The organism is Rhizobium sp. BT04 (assembly GCF_030053135.1).
GTDB lineage: Bacteria > Pseudomonadota > Alphaproteobacteria > Rhizobiales > Rhizobiaceae > Rhizobium > Rhizobium binxianense.
The window spans coordinates 1,191,682-1,214,166 of record NZ_CP125652.1 but is presented as its reverse complement, the minus strand read 5'-3'; the positions used below and the strand labels follow the sequence as shown (position 1 = coordinate 1,214,166).

Sequence of the window (22,485 nt, the reverse complement as noted above, 5' to 3'; positions counted from 1 at the left end):
ACGGCCAGAAACATGTTCGAGGTCGCGGTTTTGCTACCGTCGGCCATTCTGTCGGCATGAACACGACATCAGAACATGACCGAAACCTCGCCGCCAAGCTGAGATCGCTTTCGATCGAGTCCGCGGCCTTCAAGACAGAGCTGCCGGAGCGCCAAGCCCGGCGGCGTGTGATGCCGCTGGTTATGCTGGCGCTTGCCGCGACCGTATCGCTTGCGGTGGTTCTTCTTTCTCGGTCCCAAACGCCGGAGCGCATCGAAACCGTGCTTGCGAGCTTCACGGGCAAGCCTGGGGCGACGACATCGATGGACGGAGCGGAGGCGCCTGCCGAGGGTGTCGTTTCCGAGCAGGTACAGTCACGTGTTGCGGACGGGCTGGTGGCTCCGGCCTCGTCGGCCCGGGAAATCACCGGCTCCGGCTACGTCGTCGCACCCGATATCGCCACCGTCTTTTCGAAATATGAGGGCCGGATCGTCGCGGTCGAGGTGGAGGCGGGGGACAGGGTGGCGGCGGGGCAGGTGCTGGTGCGGCTCGACGATGCCGGCGCGCGCTTTGCGCTTCGGGGGGCGGAGATTGCCGGGCGGGCGGCGGCTTTGGCGCTTGATGCAAAGAATATCGATCTCGCGCAAGCGCGGTCTTCCCTGACGCGCACCGAGCGGCTGGCCGGGCGCGATGCCATGTCGGCGCAGGCGCTGGAGGAGGCGAAAACGGCCGCCGACAGGGCCGAAAATGCCACCCTGCAGGCACGCCAGAATGTCGCCAAGGCGGATCTCGATATCGACAGAGCACGCGAGCAGGTGGAGGCGCTGACCGTGCGGGCGCCGATCTCCGGCACCGTCACGCGGCTCGACGTGCATGCCGGCGACACCGTGCTGTCGCGCGAGGACAGTGTGCGGGAGAATGAAAGCCTGCTTGCGATTACCGACACGGCCAACATGGTCATCGATGCCGATGTGGCGGAGACCAATATCGCGCAGATCCGTCCAGGCCTGTCCGGTGAGGCGGTGCTCGACGGCTTTCCCGATCGGCCCTTTGCGGTCGAAGTGTCGAAGATCGCGCCCATGATTTCGCGGGAGAAGGGAACAGTGACGCTTCGCCTGTCGCTGTCTTCGCCGCCATCCGGCATGCGCCCTGCGATGGCCGCGCGCATCCGGTTGGTGATGGGGGAAGAGGCCGGCTTGGGCGCCCAGTCACCCGCCCTTGGTCCTTCGAGATTTCGGCCTTTGGCCGCCGCGCCTCGGGATGAGGGCTGATCGGCAGGCCGTCTCTCCGACCTCATCCTGGGGCGCCCCGCAGGGGCTCAAAGGACGAGGTCGGCCTCCGGTTTTCAGGCCGAGAGACTCCGGCCGCGACATCGATAACCCATCAGTAAGGAGCAGAGCAGTGACAGACATTGGGGAATCCTACATCGCCTTGAGGGGCGTCAGGAAGGCATTCAGGATCGGCACGGAGACGATACCGATCTTTTCCGGGCTCGACCTTTCCATACCGCGCGGCGATTTCGTCGCGGTCATGGGACCGTCTGGTTCGGGGAAATCGACGCTGCTGAATATGCTCGGCGGCATCGACAGCCCCGATGGGGGCGAGATCCGCATCGGGCGCAGTCATCTCGAGCAGATGGGTGAAGGCGCAAGGGCTGCCTGGCGGGCGCACAGCATGGGCATCGTCTTCCAATTCTACAATCTGCTGCCGATGCTGAATGCGGCGGAGAATATCGAGCTGCCGCTGCTGCTCAAGCGGCTCGGGCGCAAGGAGCGGCGGGCGCGCGTCGATACGGTGATGGATCTGGTGGGGCTCGCCGGGCGGCAGCGGCAGTTTCCGTCGAGCATGTCGGGCGGCCAACAGCAGCGTGTCGGCATTGCCCGCGCCATCGTCGCCGATCCCGATCTCATTCTCTGCGACGAGCCGACCGGTGATCTCGACCGGAAATCGGCCAATGATATTCTGGAGATGCTGGGCTTCCTCAATCGTGAGCTTGAGAAGACCATCATCATGGTCACCCATGATTCCGAGGCCGCCGTCTTTGCCCGGCGCACGCTGCATCTCAACAAGGGCGAATTCGTCGAGCAGCAAGGGAGGGGCCGATGACCTTCTTCCAGCTCATGCGGCGCAATGCCTGGCGCAAGCGGCTGCGGGCCATTTTGCTGATGTTTTCGGTCGGCGTCGCCTTCCTGATCTACGGGCTGACGGCGAGTTTCGTCAGCGGCAGCCAGGGGGCGGCCGGCGCCAGCGACGACCTGCTCGGCGTGTTCAACAGATCGGGCCGGGGGCTGCCGCTGCCGCTTGCCTATCTCCATCGGATCGCGGCGGAGGGCGATGTCGCGGCCGTCGCCTATACCGCGCGCATGCGGGGCTTCGTCGAGGTCGAGAAGAATGTCGTGGCCGTCAGCGCGGTCGATCCGCGGGCGATTGCCGCCGCCAACGGTGCCGAACTCGGGCTGACGCCTGATCTGATCGCGGCGCTGGAAGAGGGCGGCGACCGGGTGCTCGTCGGCAGGGCGTTGGCTGAGGCGCAGGGCTGGTCGATCGGCCAGCGCATCGGCGTCACCAGCCAGATCGTAAAGGCCGACGGTAATCGGAACTGGAGTTTCACCATATCGGGCATCTTCGATGGTGCCGATGCCAGCACCGACACCTATTTCATGCTGGCCCGCTGCGACATGGTAAATGCGGCCCGCGCGCGCGACAACGATACGGTCGACGCCTTCGTCGTGCGCCCGCGCGAGGGGGTATCATCCGGCGTGCTGGCGGCGCGCATCGACGCGCTGTTTGCCAATTCGGTGGCGCAGACCAGGACGCAATCGGAAAAGCAGTTCCTCGAAGCGTTTCTCCGGCAGTTCGCCGATGTCGGCCTGATCGTCAGCCTCGTCGTCGGCGCCGCCTTCGTGACGATCCTGATGATATCGGTCAACACCATGCTCTTCGCCATCAGCGAGCGCCGCTTCGAGATCGGCGTGATGAAGGTGCTGGGCTTTTCCCGCGGGCGGATCGTGGCGCTCATTCTCGGCGAGACGCTGTTTATCTTTGCCGTCGGCGGGGCGGGCGGGCTCATTCTGGCAAAGCTCGCAACGCTGGTGATCGGGCCGGAATTCGGCCTCGTCTTCAGCCGTGAGGTGCTGCTGAAGTCCGCCGCGATCATTGCGGGGCTTGGCTTGCTGACCGGCCTGCTCCCCGCCGTCAACGCCATGCGGCTGCCCATCGTCAACGCCTTCAGAACGAGATAAACCAATGTCATCAGCGCTCAAGCAGACCTTTCTCATGATCAGAGTCAATCTCGGCAGCCTGCCCAGGCGGCTGTGGATATCGCTGTCGATGGTGCTGTCGGTCGCCCTCGTAGTAGCAGTGCTGTCGGGCTTCCTGGCGATGGCGCGCGGCTTCGAGGCCGCCCTTGCCGGGGCCGGCTCGCCCGATATCGCCGTCATCCTCGGCGGCGGCACCAACCAGGAAAGCGGCTCGGACGTGCCGGCCGATGCGATCCGCAGCCTTGCCGCCATGAGCGGCGATACCGGCGTTGCGCGCAACAGTGCGGGCGGGCTTTCGCTGTCGCGCGAGACGGTCGTTCCGATCGATATCAGGGGAAGCGACGGCGGCGAGCAGACGCTGTCGCTCAGGGGCATGGATGCGGGAGGGCCTGGCCTGCGCGAGCGCGCCCGGCTTTCTCAAGGCCGGCTGTTTTCGCCAGGTGCACGCGAGATCGTCGTCGGCGCCCGCATCGCCGAGATGTTTTCCGGCTTTGCCGTGGGTGAGACGGTGCGGCTCGGCACGGTCGACTGGACGGTCGCCGGCCATTTCAGTTCCGGCGGCAGCGCCTTCGAGTCCGAGATCTGGGCTGATCTCGAAGCGGTGCAATCGGCCTTCGACCGGCAAGGGCAGGTGCAGAGCCTGCGGGTGCGGCTCGATGGCGCCGGCGGGATGGCGGCATTGCGTGGGCGGCTTTCGGGTCTTTCCGGTCCGGCGCTCGCTGCCGTTTCCGAGGCTGATCTTTACGCGGCGCAGGCTGCGCGTACCGAGAGTCTGATCCGCCTGTTCGGCTGGCCGATCGCGCTCTTGATGGCGGTGGGTGCCACGGCAGGCGCGCTGAATACGATGATGAGTTCGGTTTCCGACCGCGCCGTCGAAATGGCCACGCTGCGACTCTTAGGCTTTTCCCGCCTGCCGGCCTTTGCCGCGACCTGGATGGAGGCGATGCTCTTGTCGGCGGCGGGGGCGGTCGTCGGCGTGGCGGGTTCGAGGCTGGCTTTCGATGGCTGGCAGGCGAGCACGATGGGCCCCAACAATACGAAGATGGCCTTTCAGCTCGAGGTGACGCCTGATGTGATTATAACCGCCGGGCTGTTGGGGCTGGCGGTCGGGCTGATCGGCGGCGCTTTGCCGGCGCTGGCGGCGACGCGGCAGCCGTTGGGGGCGGCGTTGCGGGCGAGGGGGTGAAATCGCCTCGTGATTATCACCCGCCCTCTTGGTTCGAGACGGCCCTTCGTTCGTCACAGCAATCGATTCACTGGATCGATTGCTCCGCTTCGCGGATCGCTTCTCACCCTCACCATGAGGGCTGATCGGTGTGCCATGCCGCTGTGAGATGAGCGCAAGCAAAGGGCAGAATCACCTGCCGCACAGCCTGAAGATGAGGTGCGTTCCTCCCAGCTTCCTCGATTTATTCGCCTCGAAGTCGCTGTTTCTCGGCCGAAGTTGAAACTTTCGAGCCTCCGACCGGCGCCCGCTGTGGAAGACGGCCCAAGAACCGGCCGCTGCCCCATTGACAACATTTTGTCGCCTTTCTTGCCGTGGACGGTTGCTCCCGCCGCGTCCGATCGGCCGATCCCGGTCGATCTTCACGGCGACATAGCGATCCGACGAACAGGGCAACATTGGCGATATGACAATCTACTATGTGAACTCAGCGACTGGCTCCGACCGCAACAACGGAACCGGCCAGAACTCGGCTTTTGCGACTTTGTCCAAAGTGGAATCACTTAAGCTGAAACCGGGCGACAGCGTGCTTCTTGCCAAGGGAAGCGTGTTCAACGAGCAGTTTGATATCAAATATTCCGGCACCGAAAGCGCGCCGATCAAGATCGGCAGTTACGGGACGGGGACAGCGCCCGTCATTCACAGCGGCGGCGACGGCATTCACAGTCTTTATGCCTCGAACATCGTCATCGAGAACCTCAAAATATCGAATACCGGGACCGCCGGCATTTATGGCGGCAGCGTCACGAACTGGACGGTCCGCAATGTCGAGATCACCAAGACGGGAATGTCGGAAAATGCCGGCGCCGTCACCTTCCGCAGCAGCACGAACATCACGGTCGAAGACAGCAAGATAACCGGGGTCAAGGGCGACGGCTTCTGGATCGAGAAGGTTGCTGGTGTCAAGCTTCTCGACAACACCGTCACCAGCGCGAACGGCTCGACCGCCGATGCCGTGCAGGTAAACGACAGCAGCAATATACTGATCAAGGGCAACCATCTCGACCAGACCAACGCCGATAGCCCCAAGGGCGTGATCGCGCTGGTGCGGGCCACCAATGCCGTGGTCGAGGACAATGTGCTCACCGGCGGCGGCTTCGGTATCAGCGCGCCGGCCGGCAAGAACGTCGCTATCCGCGACAACGACATATCCGGATTTCACGGTTACAGCTGGTCCTTCGCCGTCGGCCTCGGCGATCAGGGCAATGCGCGGGACTATGATATTTCAGGCAACCACATTCACGACGGCGCATGGGGTGTTGCCATCAGCGACGCCAGCGGCACCAGCTATAGCCGCACGAATATCAAGATCCACGACAATGTCTTCGACGACCTCTCGCAGGCGGCGCTGAAGGTCGATAGGCCGGCTTCCGGCTCCTTCACCAACAATACGATCGAGACCGGCACCAAGGCCACCGCCATATCGCCTTCCATCGTCGACGCGCACACCTTCACCGTCAGCAACAACCATACGGTCGCCAATGTCGAGACGGCACTGGCGAGCCCGGTTGCGAAGACTGCCGGAGTCACGGAGGCGTCCGCGGATCCGGCTGTTGTCGCCGTCCATGACAATTTGAAGATCTTCACCGATACGGGCGAGGCCCATCGCGGCAATCTTCTCGAAAACGACAGCTCCGATAATGGAACCCTGGCGCTGCGCCGCTTCGGGGATGAAAGCGTCGGCAAGCACGGCCTGACGCTCGCCGGAGAGTACGGTGACATCCACGTGGACCGGGAAGGCAACTATGCCTACACGCTCGATGAAACGAAGCTCCCTGACCATGGCGGACATGTGAGCGAGACCTTCAGCTACGGGGTCAACGATGGAACCTCGCAGCATAGTGATGGGGATACGCTGACAGTCTACATCCATCTGGATGGCCTGCTGAGGTGAGAGTGCGGGCTGCAATTGACACAAAGAGAAATCCCGGAAAAATTCCGGGATTTCATGGGCCGCCGTCAGCCCCCGTCCGGAGCGCAGACGCGTTTTTTCAAGCTCAACCGTAAGTTTTCGCTGGCCGCTTCATTGCTGCGGGATTGGATTCAGGCAGCGACCGAATGAGCACAACCTTCACCGCAGCTGCAACCCGATCGCGCATTGGCGGAGTACCGCCTTCCAGGGCGCGCACCTCGTCCTTGCCCGCGGAACGTTGCAGTGTCTCATGATGAACCGCCGCTGCATTCAAATGCACCGGAAAGCCTGCAAAAGCGTGTTCATTGTCATCTCAGGTGACCATTGGTCGCGGTCTGCGATACGGTTCGTTCACCTTTCGATCGTTGTTCTGTAGATTGTTTTCGTATAAGTTGTAGTCTCTAATATACCGCCACCGCCAGGCGTTTCTCGGGAGCAAGGCAGGCCCATAGGGTCTGTCAACCGCCGTGAAGGCAATACCGAAGGCCCTCTTGATGGCCTTTAACCCCGACCGCATCCGATCCACGCGTTGCAGCCGCTCCAGACGGCTGCGCGGCAATTCGAGAACAAGGCGATATGGCAATCTATTATGTGAATCCTGCGATAGGCTCCAACGGCAACAATGGAACGAGCGAAGACACGCCGTTTGCATCCTTCTGGGCGGTGGAAAACTTGAAGCTGCAGCCCGGCGACAGCGTGCTGCTCGCCGCCGGAAGCGTGTTCAACGACCAGCTCGACCTGAAATATTCCGGCACCGCCAGCGCCCCGATCACCATCGGCAGCTATGGGGTCGGCGATGCGCCTGTTATCCATAGCCCCGGCGACGGCATTCACAGCCTCTATGCATCGAACATCGTCATTGAGAACCTCAAGATCTCGGACACGGCGGGCGCGGCCATCTATGGCGGCTATGTTTCGAACTGGACCGTCCGCAATGTAGAGGTGGAAAATACCGGCAGTTCCACCAAGTCCGGCTCCGTCACCTTCAGGACCGGTTCGAACATCACCATCGAAAACAGCACGATCACGGGCGTCAACGGCGACGGCGTCTGGATCGAAAAGGTCAACGGTGTCAATTTTCTCAACAACACCGTCACCAACGCCCACGGCACCGCGGCAGATGCCGTGCAGATGAACGACAGCAGCAATATCGTCATCAGCGGCAATTACCTCGACCAGACGGGCGCCGCGACGCCGAAGGGCGTCATTACGCTCGTCCGGCCGGTGAATGCCGTGGTCGAGGATAATACGCTGATTGGTGGCGGCTTCGGGGTCAGCGCCCAAGCGGGTACGAATATCGCCATCCACGACAATGATATTTCGGGCTATGGCGGTTACAGCTGGTCCTACGCCATCGGTCTCGGCGACCAGGGCAATACGCGCGACTACGATATATCAGGCAACTATATCCATGACGGCGTATGGGGCGTGGCGGTCAGCTCTGCCGGCACGACCAGTTACGTTCGCGAGGGTATCGAGATCTACGGCAACGTCTTCGACGACCTGTCGCAGGCGGCGCTGAAGGTCGACAGACCGGCATCGGGCTCTTTTCATGATAATGTCATCGCCAGCGATGTTACGCCCTACAGCATATCGCCGGCCATCATCGCCGCGAACACCTTTCCCGTCAGCAACAATACGACGCTCGATGAGGCCCAGCTTGCGATCCTTGATAGCCACGTTGCGGGAGATACTACGCATGCGGACGCGACCCCGACGATCGTCGCAACGCATGACAGCCTGAAAATCTCAGCCGAAACGGACGGCGCCCATCACGGCAATCTCCTCGAAAACGACAGCTCGGCCAATGGGATCCTGCTCCTTCGCCGCTTCGACGGCGAATTGGTCAACAAGAACGGTCTGACGCTGACCGGCCAATACGGCACCATCCATGTCGACGATCACGGCGACTATAGCTACACGATCGACGCGACGAAGCTCGCCGGGCTTAGCGGTGAGGTGAGCGAGACCTTCCAGTATAAGATCTCCGATGGGGCCGCGCATCATTTCGACACGGATACGCTGAGCATCTCCATCCATGTGGATGACGTGCTGACCTGAACAGGGATGCCGGCAGCAAACGGCGCCTCGCCCGGTTCGAGGCGCGGCGGTGGAGAGCACATGTCTCACCGGTCGTCGAACAGGATCCTGGTGACGTCGATTTCGATTTCGGCGCAGATGATCTCGTATTCGGTGATGATCGCTGGATCGGCCGACATATCCCTACGCATGCGATCTAGGGCGGCGCAGGCCTCGCCATAGGCTGCGCACAGTTCGTAAAGATGGGGCCGCCTCGCCGCGGTCACCCTGATCGTTGCCCGCGTCGCGGGCAGCCGCATCATCAGCCTGGCCAGCCCCTGTTCGGCGGCCTGCCGGGGAATGTGTGCTCGGCCTTCTCTCCTGACCATGCCATCAACCCTCGCCTTCGTTCTCCTGTCCTGAGGGTTAGTACGCACGAATACTGCATCTGGTTTCATGCCGGATGCAGGATTGATGCGACTGCCACGCGTCTTCCGCTGCGCTTGGCATGGCGACACGGAAGGCCGCAGCCGGCGATTGTCGGCTTTCTCAGCCGCTATCGGCTCAGGAAGAGAGGCCGATGGTGATGGTGGCGGACAGCACGCCGCCGTCGAGTTTCTCGAAATCGAATATGTGATCGGCCGCGTCCTCGGGGAAGATGCCGTCCTCGTCATTGCGGGTATCGCGGGCAGGGCGCCCGAGATAATCGGGATGCTCGCCATAGATGATGTCGCTCAGCGTATCGTCGAAATAGATCTGGCTGACGAGAAGCTCCTTGCCGTCGAACAGGATGCGACAGTGAACATGCGGCGTGCGGCCCTTGTACCATCCGGGATAGGCCGTCAGGAAGCTCGCCTGGCCGTTCCCGTCAGTCAACTGGCGGCCGCGGAAGGCGAGCCCGCTGATCGCCTCGGCATCGCCGAGTGTACACATCTCCGCAGCCTCGCGGCCGGAATAGACGCCACGGCGATCGGTATGCCAGATTTCGATATCGGCGTTTTCGACCGGCCGGCAATCGGCTGCATGAACGATCCTAACGGCCAGCCGCAACGGCAGTCCGGCCTTTCCTTCCGAGACGTCCTGACGGACGGGAATATTATTCACGTGGCAGGGACCAAGGGTCTGGACGAGGGGCGCGACGCAATTCGGATGGGTGCGGAAGAGCGGCGCGGGCAGTTTTTCCAAGGCGATCGACTTTGTGCCGCCGCTCAGGAAATCCGTTCCCTTCCAGTCGAATGCCCTGGCGGCGACGGTGATATGCCGCCGTGGCCAGATCGCCACCGCAGCCACGGAGGAAGCGACAATGGCCGCGCCCCCAAGCACGAGGGTCCGCCTCTTCATATATCTTCCTCCTTTGCCTCAAGACGCCGGTGTAAGGAGGATGCCCAGCAAACTCCAATTAAATCCAGGCAATGTCGACGGCAACGCGATCTCTGGCATCAAATGCCTGCCGAGACAGTAGGCTGCGGTCCCGAGCGGCATTCCACGCGGCGCATTGACGAGAAAGCGTATTCTGCCGATGCTAGCACATGGACGGTTTCTAAGGCGTCCACCGGGTTCGTCGCGAATATACAGGGTAACGCTTTGAATTATTGTATAATTCTTTGAATCGACTCCAGATTTGAATTATGCAGCAGGCATCCGACATCCGTTGCTGAGCGGGGGCAGAGGCAGATGGAACCAACCCACTTATTCGAGCTTGTCATCGCGATGTTTCTCGCGATCATCGCGCTGCATTATGCCGCCCACAGGCTTGGATTGCCGCCGTCCGTCGCGCTGCTGACCGGTGGCTCCTTGCTGGCCTTTGTGCCGGGGCTGCCGGCGATATCGGTCGATCCCGGGCTGGTGCTGGTCATCTTCCTGCCGCCGCTGTTGATGGACGGCGCCTGGTCGATCGCGCTGGCGCGGCTGCGGCGTCATATGATCGGCATCGCCTCGCTCGCCGTCGGCGCGGTGCTCTTCACCTGTGCCGTCGTCGCGGTTGTGGCCCATTTCCTCTTTCCCTCACTTCCCTGGGCGGCCTGCGCGGCACTTGGCGCCATCGTTGCGCCGCCGGACGCGGTTTCGGCCCGCGCCGTGCTGGAGCGCGTCAGGCTGCCGCGGCGGCTACAGATTTTGCTGGAAGGCGAGAGCCTGCTCAACGATGCGAGCGGCCTGGTTCTCTTCCGTTTTGCCGTTGCCGCCGCCGCAACGGGAGCGTTCAGCGCGGGGGAGGCCGTTGGCAGCTTCTTCGTGCTGGCGCTCGGCGGCGCCATCGTCGGCATCGTGGTCGCAGCGGCATGGGTCAAACTCATCCGGCATCTCGGCGACGACTATCTCATCATCGCAGCCACCGTGCTGCTCGGCTGGATTTCCTATCTGCTCGGCGAGCTGCTGCATGTTTCCGGCGTCATCGCCACCGTTACCACCGGCCTGATCGCCTCCTGGCACCAGCACACCGTATTTTCAGCGGCAACGCGCATGCGCGGCACATCGTTCTGGACGGTGATGATCTTCCTGATGGAGGCTGCGGTCTTCACCTTGATCGGGCTGTCGCTCCGGGATGTCGTCGAACGCGGTGGCGGCTTGACCACCGTGATCGCGACGCTGGGACTGCCGATGCTGGCGATCCTCATCACGCTGGTGGTTGCGCGTTTTGCCTGGGTCTTCGCCTCCGACTCCGTCATCAGGTTCTGTGCTGCCCTGGGATTCACCCGCGCCCAACCGCTCGGTGTGGGTGGTGCGACCGTGCTCAGCTGGGCGGGCGTGCGCGGCGTGGTCACGCTCGCCCTGGCGCTGAGCCTGCCTGAGGGATTTGCGGGCCGTGACTTCATCCTCGCCACCGCATTTGCCGTCATTCTCGGAACCGTGCTCGTGCAGGGCACGACATTGGGGCGGGTGATTGCCTGGGCGCGGCTGGCGCCGGAGACGGAAAGAGCGCGCCTGACCATGAGCCAGGCCGAAGCCGCCATGGCGCAGGCGCAGTTCGGGACCGTCCAAAACCTGGCATATGACGCAGACGGGAAACTCATCCATCCGCAATTGCTGGAGCGTTACCAGCGCCGGGCTACGTCGATCGTCGACTATGCCGAGAGAACCGAGCACTACATACCGGTGCTGCATGCGCATTTCGACGTCGTTCTCGAAGCGGTTGCAACGGGACGCCGGGAACTCATCCGCCTCCACCGCGCCGGCGAGATCGATGACGAGACGTTGCGGGAGCTGGAACGGGATCTCGATCTCGAGGAACTGAGCGCGATCTCGGCCAAGGCCTGAGGGGCACCGTCATCATGCTCTAGAGCATTTCCGTTTTTCTTCGAATCACGAAAATGCTCTATCTCTTTGTTTTCACGCAATTCCCGGCAAAAGCGTTTCACGCTTTGCCTGGCAAAACCGCTGCACACTTTTGCTGGAATTGCTCTAAATGGCGATCTGCTCGCCGAGTTCGACGACGCGGTTGGACGGCAGGTTGAAATAGTCGGAAGGATCGATGGCCAAGCCCTCCAGCGCCATGAATATGCGCTCCTGCCAGGCGGGCAGCCCGGTGTTCGGCGTCCTGACGAGGTTCCGGCGGCCGAGATAGAAGGAGGTCCTCATGATCTCGAACTTGAAGCCGCCCTCACGACAGAGAGCCAATGCCCTGGTGACATCAGGGTCGTCCATGAAGCCGAAGGTGATGTCCAGACGGACGAAACGCGGCGACAGCTGGCTGATCTTGATGCGGCGGCTGTCGGGAACATAAGGTTCGTCCTCGGTCCACACGGTCAGGATGACGTTCTGTTCGTGGAGCACGTGGTTGTGCTTGAGATTGTGGAGCAGAACATTCGGCGTGCGATCCGGGACGCTGGTCAGGAAGACTGCCGTTCCCGGAACGGTGACCGGCGAATGGTCCGATTTTCGCTCGATCGACCGGATGAAGGACTCGAGCGGGATCTCGTTGTTGGCCCGCAGTCTCTTCAGATAGGCTTGGCCTCGGGTCCATGTCCACATGAGGATCATGATCGCCAGCGCAAGAGCGACCGGGACCCAGCCGCCATCGTAGATCTTCAGCAGATTGGCCGCCAGGAACATGACTTCGATGGTGAAGAGCGGCAGTAGCCAGGCGGCGGCGAGCACGAGGGAGTAGCCCCAGACGACCCGAAGGAACTGGAAGACCAGCATGGTCGAGATGACCATGGTTCCCGTCACCGAGATGCCGTAGGCCGTCGCCAGAGACTCGGAGTCGCCGAAGGAAAAGATCAGCATCAAGACGCCGACCAGCAGGAGAAGATTGACGGCCGGCACGTAGATCTGGCCGGTGTTCGTTTCCGACGTGAACTTGATCCTGAGCCGCGGCAGGAAGCCCAGGTGAACCGCCGAGCGGGACAGCGAAAATGCGCCTGTTATCACCGCCTGGCTGGCGATGATCGTTGCCATCGTCGCCAGAAGAACCATCGGCGGCAAGGCCCAGTCGGGATACATCAGGAAGAAAGGATTGCCGGCCGTTTCGGGATGAGCCAGAACGAGCGCCCCTTGTCCAAGGTAGTTCAACAACAGTGCCGGAAAGACGAGCACGAACCATGCCATCTGGATCGGGCGGCGGCCGAAATGCCCGAGGTCGGCATAGAGCGCTTCGGCGCCCGTCACTGTCAGAAAGACGGCGCCGAGCACGATGAGGCCGACGCTGCCGGCATGGGTTAGGAACAGGAGTGCATTGACCGGATTGAGCGCGGCCAGAATTCTCCAGTCGTCGCCGATATGGATCAGGCCGCCCGCTGCCATGGCCAGGAACCACAACACCGTGATCGGACCGAAAAACGTCGAAACAGCAGCAGTTCCCCTCGACTGGACTGCAAAGAGAACGATCATGATCCCCGCCGACGCAAGTGGGACGTATTCGGCAAAGGCGGGTGTGACCAATTTCAAGCCTTCGAGCGCCGACATGACGGACAGGGCAGGCGTAATCATCGCATCGCCGATGAAGAGGGCTGCGCCGATCAGGCCGGCGAAGAAGAGCACCGGCACATTTCGCCCCATCTTCTTCATCAGGAGGGCGAGGAGTGAAAGCGCGCCGCCTTCGCCGTCATTGTCTGCCCGCAGCAGGAACAGCACATATTTGAAGGTCACGATGATCGTCAGAGTCCAGACCATCAGCGAAATGAGACCGATGACTTCGGCCTCGTGTACGCCATCGGCGGCAAAGGGCCTCAGTGCCTCGCGAAACGCATAGAGCGGGCTGGTGCCGATATCGCCATAGACCACGCCGACCGCGCCGACGACCAGTCCGATAAAGCCCTTTCGGCCGGCACCTTCACCCGTATTGTCTCTATGCGTCGACGCCATGGTTCCCCGCTTATGCCCCTTGCCTATGAACACAAACATATGCCGCATTGCAGAACGGCAAGTAAATTGATGCGGGTGTGAATTTTTTGTGGGGCGGAGCGGCGTGGGGAGGGGCGGGTGTATTGATCGTCGGCGGAGGTTTGCGGATGAACGGCGCCAGCGTAAACGGCGAGGCAACGCAGCTTGGTACGCCGACGTCCAGGATGGCGTCATCCGGCTGTCCGTCGGCAAGAAGCGCACGTTCTCCTTCAATCAGCGGCGTCATCATCATGATGACAGGGGCTGTCAGCAATGGTGGTCGACAATGCGGAACCGCGGGTTTCCGAGCCAGTCGCCATTTCGTCGGAATGTCCAGCTATCCCACGGGGGATAGTTGAGCTTAATCCCGCCAATCGGAGCAGAGTCCCCCGAGATGAAGCCGCACCATCGTATTTTCTTCATTCAGTTCGCCGTGGCCCTATCCGTAGGTGCGTTTCTCTCACGGTTGCCTGACCTCCAGCTCAAGTTTAGCCTGACCGAAGGAGGGCTGGGTCTTTTGCTCGCCATCATGTCCCTCGGGGTTCTCTGCGGCTTGACGTTCGCGGCGAGGTTTACCGAGAGGCTTGGCGCGCGCGCAACGGCTTTCGTCACCGTCTTTGGTGCGGCGTTGTTTTATGCGCTGATCCCCTGGATGCCTTCAGTTCCCCTGGCGATGCCATTGTTCTTTATTTCAGGCGTTTTCGCCGGGGCATTCGAAATCAACGCCAATATCGAAACCGATCGCCATGAGGCGCTGCTCGGCTACCGCATCATGAGCCGGGCTCACGGCATGTGGAGCCTCGGCTTCTGCATCACCGCCCTCGTTGCCGCTGGCATGCGGCAGGCCGCCGTCTCCATCGAACTGCATAGTTTCATCGTCCTCGTGACGGTCTTGATTGCGGGATCGATCGTTTTCTCCGGGATCGAGAATGCGCCCCGGCGGCATGACGCTCACCCCGGCGATGCTCCGCTCGTCGCTTTTCCGACGATCGGGCTGCTGCCCCTTTGCCTCATCGGCGCAGCTCCGCTTCTCGCCGAAGGCGCGAGCGTCGATTGGTCGGCGATCTATATGCGCGACGTATTCGCGGCCGAGCCATTCATCGGCGGGCTCAGCGTGGCCATTTTCTCCGCGTTCATCGCCATCGGACGGTTGGCTATGGACCCTGTCATCGACCGCTTCAATCCGCGCCCGGTCACAATGACTCTCCTCGGGATCGCGGCCATCGGTCTTGTCATGGTTGCGATGGCGGCACACCCTGTTGTCGCGCTCGCAGGCTTTGGCCTGACAGGGATCGGCTGCTCTTCGGTCTATCCGCTTGCCATCTCGGCAGCGGCCCGGCGCACGGATCGACCCGCATCGGTCAGCGTTGCAGCGCTCGGGCAAACGACGTTCCTGGTGTTTTTCGCCGGGCCGCCGCTGCTCGGTTTCGTCGCCGAACACTTCGGTATCCGCTTTTCCTACTGGGTTGTCGTCCCGGTCATCGCCGCCGCACTCCTGGTCACCAGGGCGCTTGCCGCTGCTTCTGCCCCGGTCACCGGCCAGCCCGAACCGGCGCAGCCACACGGTTGACGCGCCGCGGCGTCCTCAAGTCCTTCAGGTCTGCAACCGGCAGGGGTGACCACCGGCTTTCGCTGGTGAACGGAGGGAGAAATGTATTTCCCACAATCACTAAGTATTACTAACAGCCGTTGTAACTATAGCTCATATAGGTGAGGGCGTGGGTCGCGCACTGTCTTCAATTCTTGGCGAATAGTCTTGCCGCTCAAGCACTTGCGGGCATGGTCAATCATTCTCTGAATGAACTTGGTTTGGGTAGCGACACTCAAGCCCTTCGGCCCGGAAGGCAAGGGTTCCATGGGTTTTCGATGGTCTCGTCAGGCTGAAAAAAGAGGCTTGTCGGCTACCGGCTGCGCCTTTGTTCAGACATGCTTTCGCCGTCAAAATGCCAGTATTAGTTGTTTCTAAATCACGCCATAATTCGCATCTACGTTGCCGCGCCTGTTTTATTCTTCGCCACATTTCGGAATTTCAACATTATACAAACAATGGTGGGTAACTATGAAGGTTATTCTCGTCATCGTCCTCACGGCACTTGCCGTGCCCTGTGAGGCGGACATGCTGGGCACGGCATCCAGGTATAAAAGCATGCACGAACGTTCGATCTCCTTCCTCAGCATCAATCCACGCAGAGTATCGTGGTGCGGGGCGTTCCTGGCCTTTGTCGCCAAGCGATCGTTCCGGCAGCCGCCGCCCAACCCCAACATGGCGGCGTCCTGGAGGAAATTCGGCAAGCCGGTGTTCTTCCGCGCCGCCAGGCGAGGGGATGTCGTGGTGATCCGCACCGGCCGGCGCTTTCATGTCAGCCTGTTCGATCACATCGACCAGCGCCGGCAATATGTCTATCTGTTCGGCGGCAACCAATCCAACCGGGTTCAGCTGTCGCGTTATCGTGCCAGTTCGGTGGTCGCCGTGCGACGATGAAGCCGGTCAAACCTCGACGGCGGTGGGAAACAGGCCCTATGCCTTGCGTGCCCTGATATGCAGGAAGATCGGCGCAATGCGGGTGTCGGCGACGATTGGTTCGGCCAGCGCCACCTCGACTGAAGCCCTCGGCTCGCCGAAGGCCTCGATCGCAAGCCCCGCTTCGACGATCATCGACACCCAGGTCGACAGCGTGCGGTGAAAGCGCGGGATGGCAAACGGCGTTAGCGTCGCGCGTTCGGCCTCAGGGATGGAGGAAAAGATCCAGCGCTCGATGCGGTCGTCGCTCTCGTCGAAATAATCAGCGATCTCGACCGCGACGCGCTCGCCCGCCTCGTTGCGGATATTGCGCCGCGTCGGCGGCATGAAGCAGGGATGCAGGATCGAAAACTGCAGGAAGCCGCCGGGTTTCAGGATGCGGTGGATGCCCTTCAGCACCTCGCGCTGGTCGGCCATGTCCATCATCGACATGAAGGCGGTGACGAAATCGAAACTCGCCTCGGGGAAATCGATACTCTGGCCGTCGCCGAGCACGTAATTTATGCCGAGCGGCGCTTCTGCCTCGCTCTCGCGGGCATAGCGAATGAAGGTCGGCGCAATGTCGAGGCCGGTCATGCGGGCACCGAGACGGGCGACGGTGCGGGTATTTGAGCCCTCGCCACAGCCAAGGTCGAGCCCGGTAAGGCCTGCCACTGGCGGCAGAATCTCGAGGAAGGCCGGCGTGTTCAGCGCGTCACGATATCTGTCGTAGCCGGCGCGGCTATAAATCGTCCAGGTCTCGGCATTGCTCTCCCAATGGGCGGCGACATCGTTGGCGTTCATGGCTCTGCTCCTTGCTCGATCGGGACGGGCAGGGAGCTATAGGCGGAGCGGGTGACAATGGGAAGACGGGCGAGCGTCCGCATCGTCCTTCGAGGCCGCTGCGGGATGCCCCAGGATGAGGCTCTCTTGGGCGTTCTCTCTTGGGCGTTGGCGCACCAAGCGGCGCCCCGCAGCGCTGCTTCTTGCATCCACGCTCACTCCACGAGGTGGCCGTCCTTGTGCTCGTCGAACCCAAGCGCCTCACGTGCTGCCATGGATCCAATTAACGACATCAGCCCTAGCTGACACTCTTGAACGCGGCAATGATGCTGTGTGCGGCGAGTTGCGCCTGATCGGATGTCGTTTGGAAATTGGTGACGGAAAGGCGCAGCACGTCGCGGCCGCGCCATTTGGCGCCGCCGGCAAAGATCATGCCGTCCGCCTGGATCTTCTCGATCGTCTTTCGGGTCAGAGCGTCGCCGTCTTCGGCGGGCAGGTCGGCGCCGAAGCGGATGACGAGCTGGTTCAGCGTCACCTCGTTCAGAATGGCGATGCCGGGCTCGCGGGCGAGCAGATCGGCCACCTCGTGCGCCGAGGCGCAGCACTGATCGATGAGGGCGGCCACACCTTCGCGGCCGAGATGTTTCAGCATCGCCCAGGTGGCAAAGCCGCGCGCCCTTCTCGAAAGCTCCGGCACGTAATGGGACGGATCGCGTTCGCCTTCGCCGGCGAGCGGCAGATAGCTTGCGGCAATCGTCATGGCGCGGCGATGAGCGAGCTCGTCGCGGACGATCGCATAGCCGCAATCATAGGGCGTCTGCAGCCATTTGTGGCCGTCGGTGGCCCAGCTGTCGGCCGCTTCGATGCCACGGCTGAGATGGCTGGTCTTCCCCGATGCCTGCGCCCAGAGGCCGAAGGCACTGTCGACATGCACCCAGGCACGCTTCGCCTTCAAGAGCGGGATGATGGCGGCGAAATCGTCGAAGGCGCCGGTATTGATCTGCCCGGCCTGGAGAATGGCGATGACAGGACCAGAGACCGAATCGAGCGTGCCCAGCAGCGCTGCCGGGTCTATCCGCCCCACCGGATCGGTGCGCAGACGCCGCACGCGATCATGCCCGAGGCCCAGGAATTGCAGCGCGGAGAACACCGTCGTGTGGGCGTCGTCGCCGATCAGCACGGTGATCTCGGGCGCCCCGAACAGGCCGTTGGCATCGGCATCCCAGCCCACTTGGCGCAGCACCTCGCCACGCGCGGCGGCAAGGCAGGTGAAGTTCGCCACCGTCGCGCCCGTCACGAAGCCGACCGAGCTTTCGGCCGGCAGCTTCAGGAGATCAAGCAGCCATCTCGCCGCGACAGTCTCGACGGCGGCCGCGGCCGGAGCGGCGGTATGGTTTCCGGCATTCTGGCCCCAGGCGCTGGTGAGGAAATCGGCGGCGACGCCGACCGGATGGGAGCCGCCGATGACCCAGCCGAAAAAACGCGGGCCTGTCGTTGCATGCAACCCCGGTTCGGCGTCATTCGCCAGCTGCTTGATGACGTCAAGCATATCGGAACCGGCGGCCGGCAGCGGCTCGTCGAAACAGGCAAGCGAGGTTGCGTAGTCGTGCGTGGGTACATAGCGGCGAGGTGCTGCCTGCCTGAACCCCGCCGCAAGCCGGGCGGCTTCCTGAAACAGAGATGCAATTGCCGACATCGGATCCCCCTTGCCGCCGCCGATCCCTGCCCCCTCGAAGCTGGCTGTCGACGCTATGCAATCTAGCCGATATAGCCGGCGCTGTCTTGGCCGAGCCTCCCGCCAATGGGGCAGCCTGGAATAAGCGCCCGCGCCAGCGCACGGCGAGGCGTCGCGGAACTCGCCGGCTTTCGAATTCCAGGCGCGATACTGGAGGATCTCGTGACTGCGGCAGCCGCCATCGGGCGTCTCGCCTTTGCCGGGATACTTAAGATAAATCGAGCAATGCGGGAGTTGTTTCCTAATTCTCTCCAATAACAACTTGTAATCTGCCGTAAATTTCTAAAAATACTAACATATGTCTAAAATCTATTGCATTTTATCTAAGTATCGTTCAATAATTTGGAAATATCATTCGCGCCGCTGTCGAGGCCGCTATGTCAATCAGCGAGGGATATGCACTGAAGTATTTCGTTCTCTACGCGCTGGTGTGCTCTGTGGTCGGGATAGTTCTTCTCGTCTTCATCCATCAGGTTACACCCTTCAAAATGGACGGACCGAACGATCAAGCGACCGATTGGTCAGCCGATAAATCGGCGACCGGGTCTCCCGATGAAACCGCGACGGGGTCAACCGATCAGCCGGATAATCTGGTCGTGCGCTCGACGCGCGAACCGAGTGAGCGAACGGGTGCTCAGCCGCCCGATCAATGGAACCTTCGGCCAACGAACCAACCGGCCCAGCCCTCCGATCAACCGGGCGTCCGCAAGGGCGGCCGGGTGGGAACTCCGGCTCAGTAGTTGCAAGCGGAGCACCCGCCTCGTCCTTCGAGGCCCCTGCGAGGCGCCTCAGGATGAGGCTCTCTTGGCGCTGGCGCGAGCCGGTGGCGTAATCGTCGCCCGGAGCAAACCGCGGCAATCCACCGCCTGTTATTGAAGCGCGGTATCTTCCAACGTCCCTCATCCTGAGGCGCGTAGCCCATCGGGCAGAGCCCGAAGGGCACGCCGCAGCGCTGCTTCTTGCATCGGCCGAAGCTCTCTGCAATGACGATAACTGAGATATCCCACGAGGTCCCCGATGGATGCAGGCGGCGCGACGATCAGGCTTATCCAGGTAGATGAAGTGGAGGTTTTCCGGCGTATCCGTCTGGAAGCGCTGCGCGCCGAGCCTTCCTCTTTTGCGAGCCGCTACGAAGATTGGGAGGTCTTGCCCGACGAGGAGTGGGCCAATCGTCTGAACGAGCCGGTTTTCATCGCGTTCCAGGACGGCGCCCCGGTCGGCATCATGGGACTGTTTCGGCAGCGGCCGAGCAAGATGGTCCATCGCGCCACGATCGTCATGGTCTATGTCCGTGCCAACCTGCGTGGAACGGGACTTGCCGGGAAGCTGCTGGAGGTGGTTTCCGACCACGCACGCGGTATCGGCGTCCGGCAGCTGGAACTCTTCGTCAGCGCGGAGAACCCGGCGGCGATACGGTTCTATCAGCGGCAGGGCTTTGCCGAGATCGGCCGAATCCCGGGTGGGGTTTTGGAGGAGGGCAGGGAGATAGACGACGTCATGATGGCGCGGCGTTTGAGCGGATAGGACCAGGGACGGTCGGTTGATGCTGCGGATTTTGTTTGCCGTCGCCGCTATGCCACCGCTCTGCGCAGACACTCCAGAGAGCCTCATCCAGCATGCCTCACCCAACGAGAGGCGTTCGAGCATGCCATGCCCAGGGACGGAGGCGCATGGATTTACCCGATCTCTTGACCTTAAGCGGGTTGGGGTTGCAGCATGCCCGGCACCAACTGGAGGTTCGGCGGTGACGAAAATTTTGAGCGATGAGGATCTTGCGGACGGCGGGTTAATGGCGGTGGCGATCGATGCGCTCGAGAGCGCTTTTCTCGCGAGAGCCGGCAATCGGCTGATGTCTCCGCCCCGGCATCATGTCTCGTTTCCCGATCGCGGCGATCTCGTCTTCACCGTCGGCGGCATCCTTGGCGACAAACCGCTCGCGGGCTTCCGGGTCTACGAAACATTCGAAGGGGCGGAGCATTCGCAGATCGTCGCGGTCTGGTCGGCCAACGACGCCAGGCTCAAGGGCATTGTTCTCGGAGAACGGCTCGGCAACCTCAGGACCGGCGCGATCGGAGGTCTCGCCATCCGACATCTCAGCGCGCCGGATGCCAGGATCGTCGGGATTCTCGGCAGCGGAGCGCAAGCGCGAACCCAGCTTGCCGCGGCCGCCGCCGTTCGAAAACTGGATCACGCCCGCGTCTACAGCCGCGACGAGAAAAATCGTCTCGCCTTCGCAAGCGAGATGCAGCACGCCTTGGGACTTGATATCGAGCCTGCCGACAGCGCCCGGGAAGCCGTTGCCGACGCCGACATCATCATCTGCGCGACGACCAGCCAAACGCCCGTCGTCCACGCGCGTGATTTGAAGCCCGGCGTGCATGTCAACACCGTCGGCCCGAAAACGCTTCAGGGACACGAGCTCAGCCTGGATGTCGCCGATGCCGCAGCCGTGATCGCGACGGATTCTCCCGAACAGGCGCATGCCTACGCTTCGCCCTTTTTCCTCGCCGGTTCCGGCAACGAAGTTCGCATGGCCGACCTTGCCGACATCATTGCCGGGAAGGCGGCCGGGCGGAGATCGCCCGAGGAGATAACGCTGTTTTGCTCCGTAGGCCTCGCCGGAACCGAAGTCATCGTCGCCTCTGCGATCCTCGATAGGTTGTGTGTGCCGGGGTAGATTTTGATTCAGGAGCGGGCTTCAAGTCCTTGTTTTTCATACAGGTCATCGTGGGGATTCTAGGTCGCAGGATTTGCGACAAGGGCAGGGAAATCGACGACCTCAAATGGAGGGCGCGGCATCCGCCAACGCCTCTCGTCCTGAAACACGCAGCCCACAGGGCGGAGCCTCGAAGGACGCGCCGCAGCGCTGCTCCCGGCATTCATCCGCCGCCATCCCCGAATTGGCGATGCGCCTAGAATTTGATTCAAAGACGCGCTTGAAGACGCTGTTCACTCGCTCTGTTCGGCCCTTCTGCCGCCAGGCCCAGGACATCCCGCATGCCGTATTCGCCGGGTGCGCGCCCTGCGATCCAACGGGCGGCGGCAAGTGCGCCGCGGGCAAACATGCCGCGATCGAGCGCCGAATGCGAGAGCGTCACGACTTCCTCGGCGGCGGCAAAGAGCACGCTGTGTTCGCCGACAAGCCCGCCGGCGCGCAAGACGGCGAAGCCGATCTCGCCGGGCGGCCGCTCGCCGGTGATGCCGTCGCGCCCGCGCCGCTCGACGGATGAAAGGGAAACGCCACGGCCCTCGGCGGCCGCTTCGCCGAGCATCAGCGCCGTGCCGGACGGCGCATCGATCTTCCTGTTGTGATGGGCTTCGAGGATTTCGATATCCCAGCCTTCAGCGGAAAGGGCGCGGGCCGCCTGGGCGACGAGGCCGACCAGCATGTTGACGCCGATGGAGAAGTTGCCGGAGCGCAGAATCGGAATCATCCGGGCGGCGCCGGCGATCCGTTCCAGTTCATCCGGCTCGAAACCTGTCGCCCCGATCACCAGCGCCGGCCCGCCGGCCGAAGCGCAGAAGCCGGCAAGTTCGGCCGCAGCACTTCCCGTCGTGAAATCCAGGATCACGTCGGCCTGGGCGATCGCAGCCGATCGATCGATCAGCTCGGGACCCATGGAGCCCTCACGGCCGATGCCGCCGACGAAGACAAAAGCCGGATCCGCCGCCAGCAGCGGCACGATGCTGCGACCCATGCGGCCGTTCACGCCGGCGACAGCAATTTTGATTGGTGAGATCACGGTCTTTCCT

18 protein-coding genes are annotated in these 22,485 nt (G+C 62.2%); 12 read left to right on the top strand and 6 right to left on the bottom strand.

The window, feature by feature from the left end:
• Window positions 1-56 precede the first annotated feature (56 nt).
• From QMO82_RS14560 to QMO82_RS14535, 6 genes are all read left to right on the top strand, one after another.
• Window positions 57-1,250, top strand: a complete 1,194-nt coding sequence (locus QMO82_RS14560; RefSeq protein WP_183606880.1) for an efflux RND transporter periplasmic adaptor subunit — start codon at window positions 57-59, stop codon at window positions 1,248-1,250.
• Between the two features lie 130 nt (window positions 1,251-1,380).
• Window positions 1,381-2,085, top strand: a complete 705-nt coding sequence (locus tag QMO82_RS14555) for an ABC transporter ATP-binding protein (RefSeq protein WP_183606881.1) — start codon at window positions 1,381-1,383, stop codon at window positions 2,083-2,085.
• Window positions 2,082-3,221, top strand: a complete 1,140-nt coding sequence (locus tag QMO82_RS14550; RefSeq protein WP_183606882.1) for an FtsX-like permease family protein — start codon at window positions 2,082-2,084, stop codon at window positions 3,219-3,221. The genes QMO82_RS14555 and QMO82_RS14550 overlap by 4 nt, the downstream gene beginning before the upstream one ends.
• Before the next feature lie 4 nt (window positions 3,222-3,225).
• The gene (locus QMO82_RS14545; protein ID WP_183606883.1) at window positions 3,226-4,425 is read left to right on the top strand and encodes an ABC transporter permease; all 1,200 of its coding nucleotides are present in this window, start codon (window positions 3,226-3,228) and stop codon (window positions 4,423-4,425) included.
• A gap of 445 nt (window positions 4,426-4,870) precedes the next feature.
• Window positions 4,871-6,358, top strand: a complete 1,488-nt coding sequence (locus QMO82_RS14540) for a right-handed parallel beta-helix repeat-containing protein (RefSeq protein ID WP_183606884.1) — start codon at window positions 4,871-4,873, stop codon at window positions 6,356-6,358.
• Window positions 6,359-6,952: 594 nt separating this feature from the next.
• The gene (locus tag QMO82_RS14535; RefSeq protein ID WP_183606885.1) at window positions 6,953-8,437 is read left to right on the top strand and encodes a right-handed parallel beta-helix repeat-containing protein; all 1,485 of its coding nucleotides are present in this window, start codon (window positions 6,953-6,955) and stop codon (window positions 8,435-8,437) included.
• 65 nt (window positions 8,438-8,502) lie between these two features.
• On the opposite strand, the gene QMO82_RS14530 is transcribed toward QMO82_RS14535, so the two are convergent.
• Both QMO82_RS14530 and QMO82_RS14525 read right to left on the bottom strand, forming a co-directional pair.
• Window positions 8,503-8,784, bottom strand: coding sequence for a nodulation protein (locus QMO82_RS14530; protein WP_183606886.1), 282 nt, complete (start codon window positions 8,782-8,784; stop codon window positions 8,503-8,505).
• A 175-nt stretch (window positions 8,785-8,959) separates the two neighbouring features.
• Window positions 8,960-9,736: a protocatechuate 3,4-dioxygenase gene (locus QMO82_RS14525; protein ID WP_183606887.1), complete on the bottom strand. Its 777-nt coding sequence runs from the start codon at window positions 9,734-9,736 to the stop codon at window positions 8,960-8,962.
• Window positions 9,737-10,069: 333 nt separating this feature from the next.
• Between QMO82_RS14525 and QMO82_RS14520 the strand changes: the two genes are divergently transcribed.
• A complete protein-coding gene (locus QMO82_RS14520) occupies window positions 10,070-11,650 on the top strand; it encodes a Na+/H+ antiporter (RefSeq protein WP_183606888.1) in 1,581 nt (526 codons plus the stop codon).
• Between the two features lie 144 nt (window positions 11,651-11,794).
• On the opposite strand, the gene QMO82_RS14515 is transcribed toward QMO82_RS14520, so the two are convergent.
• Window positions 11,795-13,696, bottom strand: coding sequence for a potassium transporter Kup (locus tag QMO82_RS14515; RefSeq protein WP_183606889.1), 1,902 nt, complete (start codon window positions 13,694-13,696; stop codon window positions 11,795-11,797).
• A gap of 412 nt (window positions 13,697-14,108) precedes the next feature.
• Between QMO82_RS14515 and QMO82_RS14510 the strand changes: the two genes are divergently transcribed.
• Both QMO82_RS14510 and QMO82_RS14505 read left to right on the top strand, forming a co-directional pair.
• Window positions 14,109-15,284: an MFS transporter gene (locus QMO82_RS14510; protein ID WP_183607675.1), complete on the top strand. Its 1,176-nt coding sequence runs from the start codon at window positions 14,109-14,111 to the stop codon at window positions 15,282-15,284.
• Window positions 15,285-15,773: 489 nt separating this feature from the next.
• Window positions 15,774-16,196 carry a TIGR02594 family protein gene (locus QMO82_RS14505; protein WP_183606890.1) on the top strand — a complete coding sequence of 141 codons (423 nt, stop codon included), beginning with the start codon at window positions 15,774-15,776 and terminating at the stop codon, window positions 16,194-16,196.
• 36 nt (window positions 16,197-16,232) lie between these two features.
• Here QMO82_RS14505 and QMO82_RS14500 read toward each other — a convergent pair whose 3' ends face one another.
• Both QMO82_RS14500 and QMO82_RS14495 read right to left on the bottom strand, forming a co-directional pair.
• Window positions 16,233-17,018: a class I SAM-dependent methyltransferase gene (locus QMO82_RS14500; protein WP_183606891.1), complete on the bottom strand. Its 786-nt coding sequence runs from the start codon at window positions 17,016-17,018 to the stop codon at window positions 16,233-16,235.
• A gap of 277 nt (window positions 17,019-17,295) precedes the next feature.
• The gene (locus tag QMO82_RS14495; protein ID WP_183606892.1) at window positions 17,296-18,693 is read right to left on the bottom strand and encodes an aspartate aminotransferase family protein; all 1,398 of its coding nucleotides are present in this window, start codon (window positions 18,691-18,693) and stop codon (window positions 17,296-17,298) included.
• Window positions 18,694-19,109: 416 nt separating this feature from the next.
• On the opposite strand from QMO82_RS14495, the gene QMO82_RS14490 reads away from it, so the two are divergent.
• The 3 genes from QMO82_RS14490 to QMO82_RS14480 all read left to right on the top strand — a co-directional run bounded on the left by QMO82_RS14490 (window position 19,110) and on the right by QMO82_RS14480 (window position 21,409).
• Window positions 19,110-19,472: a hypothetical protein gene (locus QMO82_RS14490; protein ID WP_183606893.1), complete on the top strand. Its 363-nt coding sequence runs from the start codon at window positions 19,110-19,112 to the stop codon at window positions 19,470-19,472.
• A gap of 277 nt (window positions 19,473-19,749) precedes the next feature.
• Window positions 19,750-20,256: a GNAT family N-acetyltransferase gene (locus QMO82_RS14485; RefSeq protein ID WP_183606894.1), complete on the top strand. Its 507-nt coding sequence runs from the start codon at window positions 19,750-19,752 to the stop codon at window positions 20,254-20,256.
• Between the two features lie 220 nt (window positions 20,257-20,476).
• Complete coding sequence (locus QMO82_RS14480; protein WP_183606895.1) at window positions 20,477-21,409, top strand: ornithine cyclodeaminase family protein; 933 nt, start codon at window positions 20,477-20,479, stop codon at window positions 21,407-21,409.
• Window positions 21,410-21,656: 247 nt separating this feature from the next.
• Here the strand turns inward: QMO82_RS14480 and dapB are convergent, their stop codons facing one another.
• Window positions 21,657-22,475, bottom strand: coding sequence for a 4-hydroxy-tetrahydrodipicolinate reductase (dapB, locus tag QMO82_RS14475; protein ID WP_183606896.1), 819 nt, complete (start codon window positions 22,473-22,475; stop codon window positions 21,657-21,659).
• Between the last annotated feature and the right edge of the window lie 10 nt (window positions 22,476-22,485).